This is a genomic window from Phenylobacterium sp. (genome assembly GCF_031181185.1).
GTDB lineage: Bacteria > Pseudomonadota > Alphaproteobacteria > Caulobacterales > Caulobacteraceae > Phenylobacterium.
The window spans coordinates 1-13863 of the sequence record NZ_JAPSKZ010000099.1; the positions used below are offsets into that span (position 1 = coordinate 1).

Below are 13863 nucleotides of genomic sequence, written 5' to 3' on the forward strand. Positions count from 1 at the left end.
GCGGGCGCGATCCAGCGGGTCTCGGCGACATAGGCCGCCTTGCCGCCGGTGACGGTGAGGATGCGGTCGCCGGCCGCCTCGCGCTGGAAGGCGCCCGGACCGCGGAAGACGGTGACCGCGGCGGCGGGCGCCGGCGTGGCCTCGCCGACGGCTGACTGGCCGAAGCGGTAGAGGTGGGCCGGCTTGCCGCCGCCCAGGAGCGCGCAGCCGCTGAGCGCGACGGCGCAGAGGGCGAGGACCGAGAGCCGCAGCGTCGTCATTGGGGCACCTTCACTTCCTCGGATTTCCGCGTGACCGAGCCGGCGATGCCGTTGGTCTGCAGGTCGTTCAGCAGGCGCTCGAGGGTCTCGGCCGTCTCCTGCATCTGGGTCAGCGCCGCGGTGGCCTGAGGCAGGCCGTTGGTGGCGAAGTCGGTCGTCGGGCCTTCCAGCTTGGCCACCATGCCGCGGACGTCGGCGGCGGCGGCGCGGGCCTCCTCGGCGGCGTCGGCGAGGTTCCTGGCCGTGCGCTTGCCGTCGGTGTCGACGAGCTCGCGGCTGGAGCGGGCGAGCTGGCCGATCTCGGCGGTGGCCTCCTCGACGCGCTGCAGGGCGCGCTGGGCGTCGGCGATGATCGCCTTGCGCTCGCGCAGTTCGGCGGTGACCGCCTGGGTGTCGGACAGCGCGGCCGAGAACGTCTTGATGTTCTGGTCGGAGAGCACGCGGTTGACGCGGTCCAGGGCCTCGATCGTGCGGGTCAGCACCGTGCCGCCGCCCTCGAGCAGGTCAGAAAGCGTGCTGCGCTGGCTGCGCAGGACCGGGATGCACTCGCGGCCTATGCCGATGCCCTGGCGCTCGCACTGGCGCTGGGCCTCGTCCTTCAGCAGCGGCTTGGAGGGGGTGCCCGCGGTGATCTGGATGTAGTTCACCCCCGTGATCCCCTGGGGCTCGAGGGTGGCGTAGCTGTCGACGCGGATCGGCACGTCGGAGGTGACGCGGACGCGGGCGATGACGCGGCTGGGGTTGGTGCGGTCCAGCGCGATCTTGGTCACCTCGCCGACCTTGATGCCATTGAACTGCACCTCGCCGCCTTCCGAGAGGCCGCGGACCGGCCCCTGGAAGAGGATGTCGTAGGTGTCGTTCTGCTGGGCGAACTGGAAGCGGGCGAGCCAGACGACGAAGATCGCCAGGGCCGCCACAAGGATCAGGGTCGACAGGCCCACGAGCGCATAGTTGGCGTTCCTTTCCATCAGGCCTCCGTCGTCCTCGTCCGGGACGCCGCGCGACCGCGCGGACCCAGGAAATATTCGCGGATCCAGGGATGGTCCGCCCGTTCCAATTCGGCCACCGGGGCGGTGGCCACCACATGCTTGTCGGCGAGCACCGCCACGCGGTCGGTGATCTCGTAGAGGGTGTCCAGGTCGTGGGTAATCATGAACACGGTCAGGTCGAGGCTGCGCGACAGTTCCTTGATCAACTCGTCGAAGGCCGCGGCGCCGATCGGGTCGAGGCCGGCGGTGGGCTCGTCGAGGAAGAGCAGCTCGGGATCCATGGCGAGCGCGCGCGCCAGGCCGGCCCGCTTGCGCATGCCGCCGGACAGTTCGGACGGCTTGAGCGCTCCGGCCTCGGGGCGCAAGCCCACCAGGGCGATCTTCAGGGCCGCGAGCTCGTCGATCTCCTTGCGGGACAGCCTCGTGTGCTCCTGGATCGGGGCGGCGACGTTCTCCTTGACGGTCAGGTTCGAGAACAGCGCGCCGCCCTGGAACAGGACGCCCCAGGATCGCTCCAGGGCCGACCACTTGCGGCGCGAGGCGTTGGCGATGTCGGCGCCCAGCACGCTGACGTGGCCGGCCTCGGGCTGCTTGAGGCCGATGATGGTGTTGAGCAGCACCGACTTGCCCGAGCCCGAGCCGCCGACCACGCCCAGGATCTCGCCCCGGCGGACGGTCAGGTCCAGGTTCTCGTGCACGACGTTCTCGCCGAACTGGGAGCGCAGGCCGCGCACCTCGATGGCCGGGCCGTCGCCTTCCAGGAGCTCGTCGTCGGCGAGCATGGCTTCGTCGCGGGCGCTCACAGGTCCAGCACCAGGTAGAGGAGGGCGAAGAGCGCGTCGATCACGATGATGGCGAAGATGGCGTGCACGACGGCCGCCGTCACCCGCCGGCCGAGGGATTCCACGTCGCCGCCGACCTCCATGCCCTGACGGCAGCCGATGCCGGCGATCACGCCGGCCATGACGGGCGCCTTCAGAAGAGCGAGCCAGAAGTGGCCGATGCCGACGTTGTCGACGATCCGCTGGAGGAAGAAGGCGGGGCCCAGGCCCAGCGCCGACCAGGTCACGACGATGCCGCCGAGCAGGCCGGCCAGGGTGGCCACGAAGGTCAGCAGCGGGATGGCCAGGACGAGCGCCGCGAACCTGGGGAACACCAGGGCCTCGAACGGATCGACGCCCATGACGCGCATGGCGTCGATCTCCTGGTTCATCTTCATCGAGCCGATCTCGGCGGCGAAGGCCGAGGCCGAGCGGCCCGCCAGCAGCACGGCGGTGATGACGATGTTGAACTCGCGCATCATCGAGATGCCGATCAGCTCGACGGCGAACACCTCGGCCCCGAACTGCTGCAGCATGTCGGCGCCGATGAAGGCCACGACCGCGCCGATGAAGAAGGTGGCCACGGCGACGACCGGGATCGCGTCGAGGCCGGCGCGCTCGACGATCGAGACCAGCGCGGGCCAGCGGATGCGGCGGGGCGAGACGAACAGCCAGACCAGGCTCTGAGCGACGACCACCAGCAGCCGGCCGAGGAAGGCCATGGTGTCGAGGAAGTCCCGCAGGAAGCCCACGACGCCGCGGCCGATGCGGATGGTCAGGTCGTGGAAGTCGCGGGGCTCGCGCCGGACGACCGGCTCGACCTGGATGGCGTCGTCCACCACCTGCAGCAGGCGCAGCGCCTCGGGGCGGGCCTGGACGCGGGCGATATCGAAGTTGCGACCGGCGGCGCGCACGACGGCATGGGCGCCGGCGGTGTCGAACCGGCGCACGCCGTTCATATCGATGGCGAATTGGGAAAGCCCGCCCAGGGTCTCCGCCAGACCCTTGCCCGCGCCGCCCAGCATGCGGGCCGTCCAGTCGCCGGTGAGCGTCACCGTGGGACGATCCGTCGCGGGATCCAGCGTGAAGTCGGCGGGTCTCTCCATGCGGGCGGTGTCCCGGAGGTCGCGCACGGCGCGGTCCGAGTCGTGTCTCCTCGAAAGATCAGCACCCTAACAGAGCCGGCGGATGCGCGAACGCCCATATGGCGAAGGTTGTTCCGCCTCGCCAGGGCCCATCTGGCGCGTCTTATGGCGAAGCTAGGCCTCCTTTTGGTCGAATTCGGACGGGAGAGCAGGGGCGTGCCCTGCTGAGGCTTCGATTCAGGCCGGGCGCCGCGTGACAGTGGAGAGAGTAGGTTTGACCCGCCAGATCGAGCTCGCCGGGAAGTCCGGCGCCCGCTATCGCTACACGTCGATCGACGAGGAGCGGTTCCTGCCGCCGTCCGGGGCGAACTACGTCATCGCCCGGGTGACCCCGGAAGGGCCGGAGGTGGTCTATGCTGGCGAGACCGACAACCTCGCCAGCCAAAACTGGCGCGCGGCGCTCGAGAAGGCGCGCGAGACCTACAAGGACGCCAAGGTGCTGACGCGCCTGAACGTCACCCGCGCGGTGCGCGAAGCCGAGCGCGTCGACCTGATCGAGCAGTACCACCCGCCGCTGAACCAGTAGCCGTCTGGCGCGGGGCGCGCGGCCTCGTCATGTTGGCGGCATGACCGGCCCGCCGCTCATCGCCATCTTCGGCGCCGCGATCCTGCCGAGCGGGCCGTCGCGCTCGCTGCTGCGCCGGATCGGCTACGGCCTGACGGCGGCGCGGGCGCACCCCGAAGCGAGGGTGCTGTGCTCGGGCGGGGTCGGGCGGTTCGGCCCGTCCGAGGCTTCCGTGATGGTCGAGCGCCTGCTCGCCGACGGCGTTGCGCCCGAGCGGCTGATCGCCGACGAGGCGAGCCTCGACACCCTGGACAGCGTGGTGGTGGCCAGCCGCTGGAGCCGTCGGCTGGACGCCGGCGGCGTGATCGTCTGCAGCGACGCCTATCACGTGCCGCGCATCCGCCTCATGCTGGGACTGCTGGGCGTGGAAAGCGCTGCGGGCCCGCGGCTGCCGGGCCGCGGGGGCTCGAGCCTGACGCACTGGACCAAGATGAGCCTGCGCGAGGGCCTGGCGATCCCGTACGACCTGGCGATCCTGCTGGTCCGGCGGCGCAAACTGGCGGCGGAGGCCGGCCTTGCGTCATAGTGCTGTCCAAGTCGCCGACGAGGGTGCCCCCGCAACGCTTCCGACCCGAGAAACCGATGTCTGAGACGCCGCCGCCCGGGAAGGGCGACGCCAATCCCTTCGCCCGCAACAGCGCCTGGCCGAAGATGCCCCAGGCGCCTTTCCGCGTCGGGCCGCTGCCCAAGGCCCCGGCCGCGCCGCCCGAGCCGAAGCCGGAGCCCAGGACCATCACGCCGGTCTTCACGCGGCCGGTCGGCCCAACCCCAGCCTTCACCCGGCCGATCGCGCCCACGGCGGGCTTGGCGCCCAAGCCGGCGCCGGCTCCGGCGGCGACGCCGTCCCCCACCCAGCCCCAGCCGATCCAGGCGCCTCCGCGGACCGCCATCCCGCCGCCCGGGCCGAAGCCGATTGCGCGGCCGGAGCCGGCCCAGGCGAAGCCGATGCCGCGTCCGGAGCCGGCGCCCGCGCCCGAACCCGCGACCTTCGCGGCCGCGCCGATGCGGCGGAGCGCCAAGCCCAAGCGCGCGCCCTGGCTGCCGCTGGCGGCCGCTGGCGTGGCGGGGGTCGCAGGCGTCGCAGGGCTTGCGGTCGTGCTCCTGCGCGGCCCGGAGACGCCGCAGGCGACCACGCCCGTGGCGGCGCCCGTGTCCGAAACCCCCACCATCGTCAGCGCGCCCGAGCCGGTCGCCGAGCCGGCTCAGCCGGCGACGACCGCCGCCGCCGCCGAGCCCACGCGGCCCCGCCCGGCTCGCCGCACAGCGGCGGCGTCGCAGACCGCGGCCCCGGCCCAAGCGGCGCCGCAGCCGGTCGCCGAAGCGGCCGCGCCGGTGCTGGAGCTGCCCGCTGCGCCGCCACCGGTGGCGACCACCTTGCCGGCCGCGCCGACGCCCGCGCTGAAGCCCTACACCCCGCCGACCGCGCCCGATCCGAACGAGCCGATGGCCAAGCGCAGGGACTACTAGTCGGCGGTTTCGGGCAGGGGCGGGCGTGCTAGAACGCCGGCGAATCCCAAAGACTGGAGAGCGCCGATGAAAACCCGTGCGGCCGTAGCGTTCGCGGCCAAGCAGCCGCTGGAGATCGTCGAGCTGGACCTGGAAGGCCCGCGCGCCGGCGAGGTGCTGGTCGAGATCAAGGCGACGGGCGTCTGCCACACCGACGCCTACACCCTGGACGGTCTGGACTCGGAGGGGATCTTCCCGTCGATCCTCGGCCACGAGGGCGCGGGCGTAGTGGTCGAAGTGGGGCCTGGCGTCACCAGCGTGCAGCCGGGCGACCACGTGATCCCGCTCTACACGCCGGAATGCCGGCAGTGCAAAAGCTGCCTCAGCCGCAAGACCAACCTCTGCACGGCGATCCGCGCGACGCAGGGCAAGGGCCTGATGCCCGACGGGACCAGCCGGTTCTCGTACAAGGGCCAGACCATCCACCACTACATGGGCTGCTCGACGTTCTCGAACTACACGGTGCTGCCCGAGATCGCGGTGGCGAAGATCCGCAAGGACGCGCCGTTCGAGACGGCCTGTTACGTCGGCTGCGGCGTGACCACGGGCGTGGGCGCGGTGGTCCACACCGCCGACGTGGAGGCCGGCGCCAACTGCGTGGTGTTCGGGCTGGGCGGCATCGGCCTGAACGTCATCCAAGGGCTGAAGATGGTCGGCGCCGGCATGATCGTGGGCGTGGACATCAATCCGGCGCGGGAAGAGTGGGGCCGCCGCTTCGGCATGACCCACTTCGTGAACCCCAAGGAGATCCAGGGCGACCTGGTGGCCCATCTTGTCGAGCTGACCGGCGGCGGCGCGGACTACACCTTCGACGCGACGGGCAACACGACGGTCATGCGCCAGGCGCTGGAGGCCTGCCACCGCGGCTGGGGCGAGAGCATCATCATCGGCGTGGCCGAGGACGGCAAGGAGATCGCCACGCGGCCGTTCCAGCTTGTCACCGGAAGGGTCTGGAAAGGGACGGCTTTCGGCGGCGCCCGCGGGCGCACCGACACGCCGAAGATCGTCGACTGGTACATGGAGGGGAAGATCGAGATCGACCCCATGATCACCCACAAGCTGCCGCTGGAGCGCATCAACGAGGCGTTCGATCTGATGCACGCCGGCGAGAGCATCCGCAGCGTGGTCGTCTACTGAGATGGCCCTGGAGGTCGTCTCCCGGTCGAAGAGCTTCGGCGGCGTCCAGGGCGTTTACCGGCACGAGAGCCGCGCCACGGGCACGCCGATGGTGTTCAGCGTCTATGTCCCGCCCCAGGCGGAGCAGGGCCCGAGGCCGGTCGTCTGGTACCTGTCGGGGCTGACCTGCACGCATGCGAATGTCACCGAGAAGGGACAGTTCCAGCGGGCCTGCGCCGAGCTGGGGCTGATCCTGGTGGCGCCTGACACCAGTCCGCGCGGCGAGGGCGTTCCCGACGACCCGGCCTACGACTTCGGCCAGGGCGCAGGCTTCTATGTGGACGCCACGCAGGCGCCCTGGGCGCAGCACTTCCGGATGGAGAGCTATGTCGTCTCCGAGCTGCCCGAGGTGGTCGCCGCGGCGTTCCCGGTCGACATGGGGCGGCAGGGGATCACCGGCCACTCGATGGGCGGTCATGGCGCCCTGACCCTGGCGCTGAAGAATCCGGGCCGATGGAAGAGCGTGTCGGCCTTTGCGCCGATCGCCTCGCCGATGCGCTGCCCCTGGGGCGAGAAGGCGCTAACGGGCTACCTCGGCGCAGATCGCGCGGCTTGGCGGCGCCATGACGCGACCGCCCTGATCGAGGACGGGGCGCGCCTGCCCGAGCTGCTGGTCGACCAGGGCGAGGCGGACAACTTCCTCGAGGAACAGCTGAAGCCGCAGCTCCTGGCCGAGGCCTGCGAGCGGGCCGGCGTGCCGCTGACCCTGCGGATGCAGCCGGGCTACGACCACAGCTACTGGTTCGTCTCGACCTTCATGGCCGACCACCTGGCCTGGCACGGCGAGCGCCTGGGCTAGTCCGCAAAGAAAAGCGGCCCCGGATCGCTCCGGGGCCGCCCCACCTGCCGAGGCAGGCGTCTCTCCTAGTACTTGAACCGCAGCGTCGCGCCCACGGTGCGCGGAGCGCCGAGGAACGCGTTGTAGACGCTGATGGCGTCGTTCGCTTCGTCCACCTGGTACGGGCCGTTGAAGCCGACCTGGAGGTAGTTCTTGTCGAACAGGTTGTTGGCCCACAGTTCGACGGTCCAGCTCTCGTCCTCGGCGCCGAGGCCGACGCGGCCGTTCACCAGCACCATCGCGTCCTGCTCCTTCACCGGGTGCAGGTCCGAGCCGGTGTTGTAGCGGGACGTGTACTTGCCCGAGAGGTTCGCGCGGAACTTCAGGCCCGAGAACACCTCACGCTCGTACGACGTGGCCAGGGACGCGGACCAACGCGGCGCGAACGACAGCTGGGCGCCGGGCAGGCGGCGCAGGCTGCTGAAGCGCGACGGGTTGAGCAGGTCGGCCGGGCCGAATTCGCCGATCTCGGTCTCGGCGTAAGTCACGCCGCCCTGGAAAGTCAGGCCCTCGACCGGCGGCAGGTAGATGAAGTCGACGTCGACGCCCCGCGACGTGACCTTCGGCAGGGTCTCCACCACGAAGGCGGTGCCCACGAAGGTGTTCAGCTGGAAGTCTTCGTACTTCTGGTAGAACAGCGCCGCGTTCAGCAGCAGCGAGTTGTTGAGCCAGGAAGTCTTGGCGCCAAGCTCGTAGCTGTCGACGAATTCGCCGCGGAAGCTGGTGTCCGGGTCGGCCGTGAAGTTCGGCGTGCCGGCCGGCGTGAGCGCGATGGCCTGTTCGCGGTCGAGGTTGAAGCCGCCCGCCTTGTAGCCGCGCGAGTACGAGGCGTAGGTCATCACGTCGTCATTCCAGCGGTAGGCCAGCTTGGCCGTGCCGGTGACTTCCTCTTCCGTGCGCTTCTGGGTGGTGACGCCCAGATCGTCGAAGTCGTTGTTCTGGGAGTTCAGGCAGAGGCCGCCGACGATCCGCTGGACGGTCGCGGCGGGAAGCCCCGCGCCGAGCAGGGCGCCGAAGGCCGCTTCACCCTGGTCGCAAGCCGCGCCGGTGGTGTTGTAGTCGGTCACCAGGGTCTTCTTGTCTTTGGTGTAGCGCAGGCCCACGGTCAGCTCGAGCGCATCGGTGATGGCGAACGAGTTGTTCGTGAACAGGGCCCAGGTCTTGCCGTCCTGAGCGTAGCGGTCGTCCGAGCCAGCGCCCTGCTGGAAGATCGTGCCGGGACGCAGGCCGATGAGGGCCGGGGCGCCGCCGAGCACGCGGCCGGCGTAGTAGGCGTAGTAGTCCGCGCCGTAGTTCAGGACCGAACGGGTATCGAGGTCCTCTTCGGCGTAGAAGCCGCCAACCAGCCAGTTCAGGCGGCCGTCGACCGCTTCACCCGCCAGGCGCAGTTCCTGCGAGAACTGCTTGAAGCCCACGCGGTTCGAGCCGTCGTTCGGACGGTAGACGAGGTCGGCGGCGGTGAAGTCGCTGTCCTGACCGGTCTCGGCGTTCCACTTCCGCCAGGCGGTGATGGAGGTCAGCGCCATGTCCGGCGTCAGGCGCCAGGTGAGTTCGCCCGAGACGCCGCGGTCCTCGACGCGCTGGTCGGTCGGACGGTTGGCGTAGCCCAGACGGTCGAACGGCGTCGAGGTCAGGTCCAGGGAGCCCGGACGGACGGCCTCGATCATGCGGGCGCGGCTGTTGGGGTCGGAACCCACGAACAGCTGGGTGCCGACGCAGCAGTCCTCGTTGCGCTTGGTGTAGTCGGCGATCAGCCGGAAGGTGATGTCCTCGGTCGGCTCGAACTGGAGCTGGCCGCGGACGGTGTAGAAGTTCTGGTTGTTGTCGTCGTGCTGGCCGCGCGGACCCGGACCGGTGATGATGTCCTGGTAGCCGTTGCGCGAGCGGGCGGCGGCGAAGATGCGGCCGGTGACGCCGTCGGTGATCGGGCCGCTGAGCGAACTGGTGAAGCCGAACTGCTCGTAGTCGCCCACGGTGACTTCGGACTGGGCCTGGACGTCTTCGGTCGGGCCGGCGGTGATGATGTTGATGACGCCGGCCGAGGTGTTCTTGCCGAACAGGGTGCCTTGCGGCCCCTTCAGGACTTCGATGCGGGTGACTTCGCCCAGGTCGCCGAACGAGACGCCGTTGCGGGGACGGTAGACGCCGTCGATCACGACGCCGACGGAGGATTCCAGGCCGGGGTTGTCGCCGACGGTGCCGACGCCGCGGACGCGGGCGGTGACGATGGTTTCGTTCGAGGTCGAGGTGACGGTCAGGCCGGGCGTCAGGACGGTCAGTTCGCGGATGTCGCGGACGCCGGCGTCGCGCAGCAGCTCGCCGCTGACCGAGGTCACGACGATCGGCACGTCCTGCAGGCTCTGCTCGCGCTTCTGGGCGGTGACGACGATCTCGTCGATCTCGCGGCCAGAGCCCGTGGTGTCGTCCTGCGCTTGGGCGCCGGTCACAAAGGCCGCAGCCATCACGCCGGCGAGGGCGGTGCTTCGGAACAGTTGGGTGGTTCGCATTGTGTTTTCGTTCTCCCCGAGCTGTGCCCCACTGGGGGAGTCGCGGGCGCACGCTCGCGAGGGGCTAGAGCCGTGGGCGGAGCATTCGGCAATGACGGCGGCGCCGAAAAACGCAGGTCGATCTTGGCTGTGGCTCCATCGCCACGCGCGCGCCCATCTTCTGAGGCGCTAGGCCACAATCCTGCCGCGAATGAGAAAACGCGGGTCAGTCAAAACCCGCATCAGGGTCGTAGCGCCGGCAGGTCCGCCGAGCCGATGTAGCCCAGCGTCGCGGCGCGGTGGATGGCCTGGGAACGGCCGGCTACGCCGAGCTTCCGCGAAGCGTTGGTGATGTGGAAGCGGACGGTGGGCGTGGAGATGGCGACGATCTTGCCGATCTCGGCGTCGGTCTTCCCGGCCGCGGCCCATTTGAGGCACTGGATCTCGCGGCGGGTGAGGTGGGCGGGAGCCTCGCTGGCCACGACGCCGGTCGCCTCGGCGTAGACGCCGGCGAACCGCAGGGCCACGGCGTGCAGTTCAGCGGCGCGCGCCTCGAACAGATTGGCCACGTCGAACTCGGCGTCCGGTGTGGCCCAGACGACCGCCCCGATCACGCCGCCGGGCAGGTAGGCGGGCGCGACGATGGCCGCGCCGACGCCGAAGGTCTCGATGCCCTCGGCGGACACGGCCTCGAGCGCCGGGTTCGCCCGCCACGACCAGAGGCGACCGCGGGTGAAGTAGAAGGGCTCGGAACAGGCGCGGCAGGCGTGGATGAACGGGGCGCGAAGCGCGAAGCCGCGGTCCTCCCAGTAGCGGAGGTCGTTGATCCAGCGGAACACGGTCTCGGCCAGAGGGCGGCCGTCGGGGCCGCACGGCGGCTTCGGGCTGCCGATGTCGGCGCTGACCGCCACGTAGGGGAGACCCATCGACCGGCCGACGGCGTCGATCTCGCGCGCCAGCGCCGCCACCTCTTCCAAACGCACCGAAGACCCGGCCCGGGCGAACATGGCCTGACGCCTCCACCCTATCACTTTCGATAGCTTGTTCGTTGTCGGGACCCCCCGCAAGCTTCCTGGACGGACCCGGCACAAGCTGGGCCGACACTAGCCGCCTGAAGAGCGGCGCGGGAGGGATGAATGAACGCTTGGAAGTGGGCGGCCTCCGGGGCCGTGATCGCAAGCCTTTGCGGCGGGGCCGCCTGGGCGCAGGACGACCAAGGCTCGGTGGTCGAGGGCATCATCGTCACCGCCCAGAAGCGCGAGCAGAACCTGCAGGACGTGCCGATCGTGGTGAACGTCGTGTCCGGCCAGCAGCTGCAGGACGCCGGCGTCCGCGACGTGAAGGACCTGCAGGTGCTCACGCCCGGCCTATCGGTCACCTCGTCCACCGGCGGCGCGCAGACCTCGATCCGCATCCGCGGCGTCGGCACCATCGGCGACAACCCCGGCCTGGAATCCTCGGTCGGCACCGTTATCGACGGCGTCTACCGCGCCCGTTCGGGGGTCGCGTTCGGCGACCTGGGCGAGCTGGAGCGCATCGAGGTGCTGAAGGGGCCGCAGGGCACCGTCTTCGGCAAGAACACCTCAGCGGGCGTGATCAACGTGATCACCAAGGCGCCCGAGTTCGACTTCGAGGCCAACGGCGAACTGACCGCCGGCAACCACGACCACCTGGCGGCCTCAGCCTCCGTGACCGGGCCGATCACCGACACGCTCGCGGGCCGGATCTTCGCCGCCCGGCGGGTGCGCGACGGCTTCTATGACGTGCGCAACGGCGCGGGCCCCAGCACCCAGAAGGACAACGACGACCAGGATGTCTGGACGGTGCGCGGCCAGCTGATGTGGCTGCCGAGCGACGCCCTGCAGCTGCGGTTCCTCGCCGACTACACCAAGCGCGACGAGCAGTGCTGCCTGAACACCATCACCGTCCCCGGCCCGACGGCGGCGATCATCGACGCGCTGGCGGCCGACGAGGGGCTGATGCGGCCGGCCGATCCGTTCCGCCGGATCGCCTACGCCAACAGGGAGTCGGTCCAGGAGATCGAGGAACGGGGCGTTTCGCTGCAGGCCGACTGGGACCTGACGAAGGACATCACGCTCACCTCGATCACCGCCTGGCGGGATTGGGAGAACTACCAGGCCAACGACATCGACTTCTCGTCGGCCGACATCTGGTACCGGCCGGACGACGGGCGGACGTTCGCCAAGTTCGAGACGTTCTCGCAGGAAGTGCGGCTCGCCGGCACGTCGGGGCCGCTGGACTGGATGATCGGCGGCTACTACTCGGACGAGCAGCTGGATACGAGCGCCTTCACGCCGTACGGCACGGCCTATGAGACCTATTTCAGCCTGCTCCTGTCACAGGGGACCAATCCCACCGCCGTCTCGGCGCTGACCGGCATCCCGGCGGGGCAGAACTTCGTCCCGGGGCAGGGCGCGTACGACCAGTTCGACCACAGCTCGACCGGCTGGGCGGTGTTCACGAACAACACCTGGCACGTGACGGACGCGCTCGAGGTCACCTTCGGCCTGCGCTACAGCGACGACACCAAGAAGGTCTTCGCCCAGTACAGCAACACCGCCCCGGCCAACGCCTGCGCCGCGGCTATCGTCCGGCCGATCCCGGCCGCGGCGCGCTCGGCGCTGTGCGCGCCCGGCTCGGACCCGGCGTTCAACGACGTCGACACCCGCCAGAAGCGCACCGAGGACCGACTGGGCGGCACGGTGAAGGTCAGCTATCGCTTCAGCCCCGAACTGATGACCTATGTGTCGTACGCCAGCAGTCACAAGAGCGGCGGCTTCAACCTGGACCGCGCGCGCTTCGCGCCGGGCCAGATCAATCCCGACACCAGCTTCGCCGCCGAGACGGTCGAGAGCTACGAGGCCGGCTTCAAGAGCAACCTGGCCGGCAACAGGCTGATGCTGAACGCCGCGGCCTTCGACCAGACGTTCAAGAACTTCCAGCTGAACACCTTCACCGGCATCAGCTTCGTGGTCGCCTCGATCCCGAAGGTGACCTCGAAGGGCGTGGACCTGGACCTGGTCTACCGCACGCCGCTGGAAGGCCTGACCCTGACGGGCGGCGTCACCTACGCGGTCACCCAGTTCGGCAACTTCACGCCGGGCCCCGGCGTCGGGCCGCGGCTGCCGGGCTCACGGCTGTCTTACGCGCCCCTGTGGTCGGCCTCGTGGTCGGCGGCCTATGAGCGGCCGCTGAGCGGGGACCTCAAGCTGAGGGCCAGCCTCTCCGGGCGATACACCTCGGCCTACAACACCGGCTCGAACCTCGACCCGCTGAAGCGCCAGCGGCCGATGACGATCTGGAACGGCCGGGTCGGCGTCGGGCCCGAGAGCGAGGCCTGGATGCTTGAGGTCTGGGCGCAGAACCTGACCGACGAAGACTACTACCAAGTCGTAGTCGACCAGCCGCTGCAGACCGGCACGTTCGCCGCCTTCCTCGGCGCGCCGCGGACGGTGGGGGCGACGCTGCGGGTGAAGTTCCGGTGAGGATGCGGGCCGCATGGACCTGGCGCTAAGTCCGGCGGACCTCGCCTTCCGGGACGAGGTCCGCGCCTTTCTGGACGGGAACCTGACGCCCGAACTCAGGGCAGCCGGCGCGCGTCAGACCAGCGTCTTCATCGAGCCGCGCTTCAGCCTCGCCTGGCAGAAGATCCTGCACGCGCGGGGCTGGGCGGCGCCGTCCTGGCCCAGGGAGTACGGCGGGCCCGGCTGGACCGAGACCCAGCGGCACATCTTCGCCGCCGAATGCGTCCGGGCAAGCGCCCCATCGCTCGCGCCGATGGGCCTGCGTATGGTGGGGCCCTGCATCATGCGGTACGGCACACCCGAGCAGAAGGCGCACTACCTGCCGCGCATCCTCTCGGGCGAGGACTACTGGTGCCAGGGCTACTCCGAGCCAGGGGCCGGATCGGACCTGGCGTCGCTGCAGCTTCGCGCCGTCAGCGACGGCGACCATTACGTGCTCACGGGCTCCAAGATCTGGACGACCCACGCCCACCACGCCAACCGCATGTTCTGCCTCGTTCGCACCAGCAGCGAGGGCAAGCCGCAGGCAGGG

General features: G+C 70.1%; 12 protein-coding genes and 1 pseudogene. 7 read left to right on the plus strand and 6 right to left on the minus strand.

Annotation, left to right across the window (positions count from 1 at the left end):
- The 4 genes and pseudogenes from RIF93_RS12915 to RIF93_RS12930 all read right to left on the minus strand — a co-directional run.
- Positions 1 to 260, minus strand: a pseudogene (locus tag RIF93_RS12915) (ABC transporter); the annotation flags it as partial.
- Complete coding sequence (locus RIF93_RS12920; RefSeq protein WP_309091863.1) at positions 257 to 1228, minus strand: MlaD family protein; 972 nt, start codon at positions 1226 to 1228, stop codon at positions 257 to 259. The gene RIF93_RS12920 and the pseudogene RIF93_RS12915, both read right to left, overlap by 4 nt.
- The gene (locus tag RIF93_RS12925; RefSeq protein ID WP_309091873.1) at positions 1228 to 2031 is read right to left on the minus strand and encodes an ATP-binding cassette domain-containing protein; all 804 of its coding nucleotides are present in this window, start codon (positions 2029 to 2031) and stop codon (positions 1228 to 1230) included. Before RIF93_RS12925 ends, RIF93_RS12920 begins: the two co-directional genes overlap by 1 nt.
- Positions 2032 to 2048: 17 nt before the next feature.
- Entirely contained in the window at positions 2049 to 3176 is a 1128-nt protein-coding gene (locus RIF93_RS12930) for an ABC transporter permease (RefSeq protein ID WP_309091874.1), read from the minus strand.
- A gap of 253 nt (positions 3177 to 3429) precedes the next feature.
- On the opposite strand from RIF93_RS12930, the gene RIF93_RS12935 reads away from it, so the two are divergent.
- The 5 genes from RIF93_RS12935 to fghA all read left to right on the plus strand — a co-directional run bounded on the left by RIF93_RS12935 (position 3430) and on the right by fghA (position 7261).
- On the plus strand, positions 3430 to 3741 hold the full coding sequence (locus tag RIF93_RS12935) for a hypothetical protein (RefSeq protein ID WP_309091864.1): 312 nt from the start codon (positions 3430 to 3432) through the stop codon (positions 3739 to 3741).
- A 40-nt stretch (positions 3742 to 3781) separates the two neighbouring features.
- The gene (locus tag RIF93_RS12940) at positions 3782 to 4306 is read left to right on the plus strand and encodes a YdcF family protein (RefSeq protein WP_309091865.1); all 525 of its coding nucleotides are present in this window, start codon (positions 3782 to 3784) and stop codon (positions 4304 to 4306) included.
- A 56-nt stretch (positions 4307 to 4362) separates the two neighbouring features.
- The gene (locus RIF93_RS12945; protein ID WP_309091866.1) at positions 4363 to 5247 is read left to right on the plus strand and encodes a hypothetical protein; all 885 of its coding nucleotides are present in this window, start codon (positions 4363 to 4365) and stop codon (positions 5245 to 5247) included.
- Positions 5248 to 5313: 66 nt separating this feature from the next.
- On the plus strand, positions 5314 to 6423 hold the full coding sequence (locus RIF93_RS12950) for an S-(hydroxymethyl)glutathione dehydrogenase/class III alcohol dehydrogenase (RefSeq protein WP_309091867.1): 1110 nt from the start codon (positions 5314 to 5316) through the stop codon (positions 6421 to 6423).
- 1 nt (position 6424) lies between these two features.
- Positions 6425 to 7261, plus strand: coding sequence for an S-formylglutathione hydrolase (gene fghA / locus RIF93_RS12955; protein ID WP_309091868.1), 837 nt, complete (start codon positions 6425 to 6427; stop codon positions 7259 to 7261).
- A 65-nt stretch (positions 7262 to 7326) separates the two neighbouring features.
- On the opposite strand, the gene RIF93_RS12960 is transcribed toward fghA, so the two are convergent.
- On the minus strand, positions 7327 to 9807 hold the full coding sequence (locus tag RIF93_RS12960; RefSeq protein ID WP_309091869.1) for a TonB-dependent receptor: 2481 nt from the start codon (positions 9805 to 9807) through the stop codon (positions 7327 to 7329).
- Between the two features lie 221 nt (positions 9808 to 10028).
- The gene (locus tag RIF93_RS12965; RefSeq protein ID WP_309091870.1) at positions 10029 to 10793 is read right to left on the minus strand and encodes a LuxR C-terminal-related transcriptional regulator; all 765 of its coding nucleotides are present in this window, start codon (positions 10791 to 10793) and stop codon (positions 10029 to 10031) included.
- Between the two features lie 129 nt (positions 10794 to 10922).
- Here RIF93_RS12965 and RIF93_RS12970 point away from each other — a divergent pair, with 129 nt between their 5' ends.
- On the plus strand, positions 10923 to 13292 hold the full coding sequence (locus RIF93_RS12970; protein WP_309091871.1) for a TonB-dependent receptor: 2370 nt from the start codon (positions 10923 to 10925) through the stop codon (positions 13290 to 13292).
- Positions 13293 to 13305: 13 nt separating this feature from the next.
- Positions 13306 to 13863, plus strand: a 558-nt coding sequence (locus RIF93_RS12975; protein ID WP_309091872.1) for an acyl-CoA dehydrogenase family protein, incomplete at its 3' end; no start/stop codon positions are given.

Coding starts and splice junctions, on each gene's coding strand:
- RIF93_RS12920 (WP_309091863.1), bottom strand. CDS start 1,228: ATGGAAAGGAACGCCAACTATGCGCTCGTGGGCCTGTCGACCCTGATC.
- RIF93_RS12925 (WP_309091873.1), bottom strand. CDS start 2,031: ATGCTCGCCGACGACGAGCTCCTGGAAGGCGACGGCCCGGCCATCGAG.
- RIF93_RS12930 (WP_309091874.1), bottom strand. CDS start 3,176: ATGGAGAGACCCGCCGACTTCACGCTGGATCCCGCGACGGATCGTCCC.
- RIF93_RS12940 (WP_309091865.1), top strand. CDS start 3,782: ATGACCGGCCCGCCGCTCATCGCCATCTTCGGCGCCGCGATCCTGCCG.
- RIF93_RS12945 (WP_309091866.1), top strand. CDS start 4,363: ATGTCTGAGACGCCGCCGCCCGGGAAGGGCGACGCCAATCCCTTCGCC.
- RIF93_RS12950 (WP_309091867.1), top strand. CDS start 5,314: ATGAAAACCCGTGCGGCCGTAGCGTTCGCGGCCAAGCAGCCGCTGGAG.
- fghA (WP_309091868.1), top strand. CDS start 6,425: ATGGCCCTGGAGGTCGTCTCCCGGTCGAAGAGCTTCGGCGGCGTCCAG.
- RIF93_RS12960 (WP_309091869.1), bottom strand. CDS start 9,807: ATGCGAACCACCCAACTGTTCCGAAGCACCGCCCTCGCCGGCGTGATG.
- RIF93_RS12965 (WP_309091870.1), bottom strand. CDS start 10,793: ATGTTCGCCCGGGCCGGGTCTTCGGTGCGTTTGGAAGAGGTGGCGGCG.
- RIF93_RS12970 (WP_309091871.1), top strand. CDS start 10,923: ATGAACGCTTGGAAGTGGGCGGCCTCCGGGGCCGTGATCGCAAGCCTT.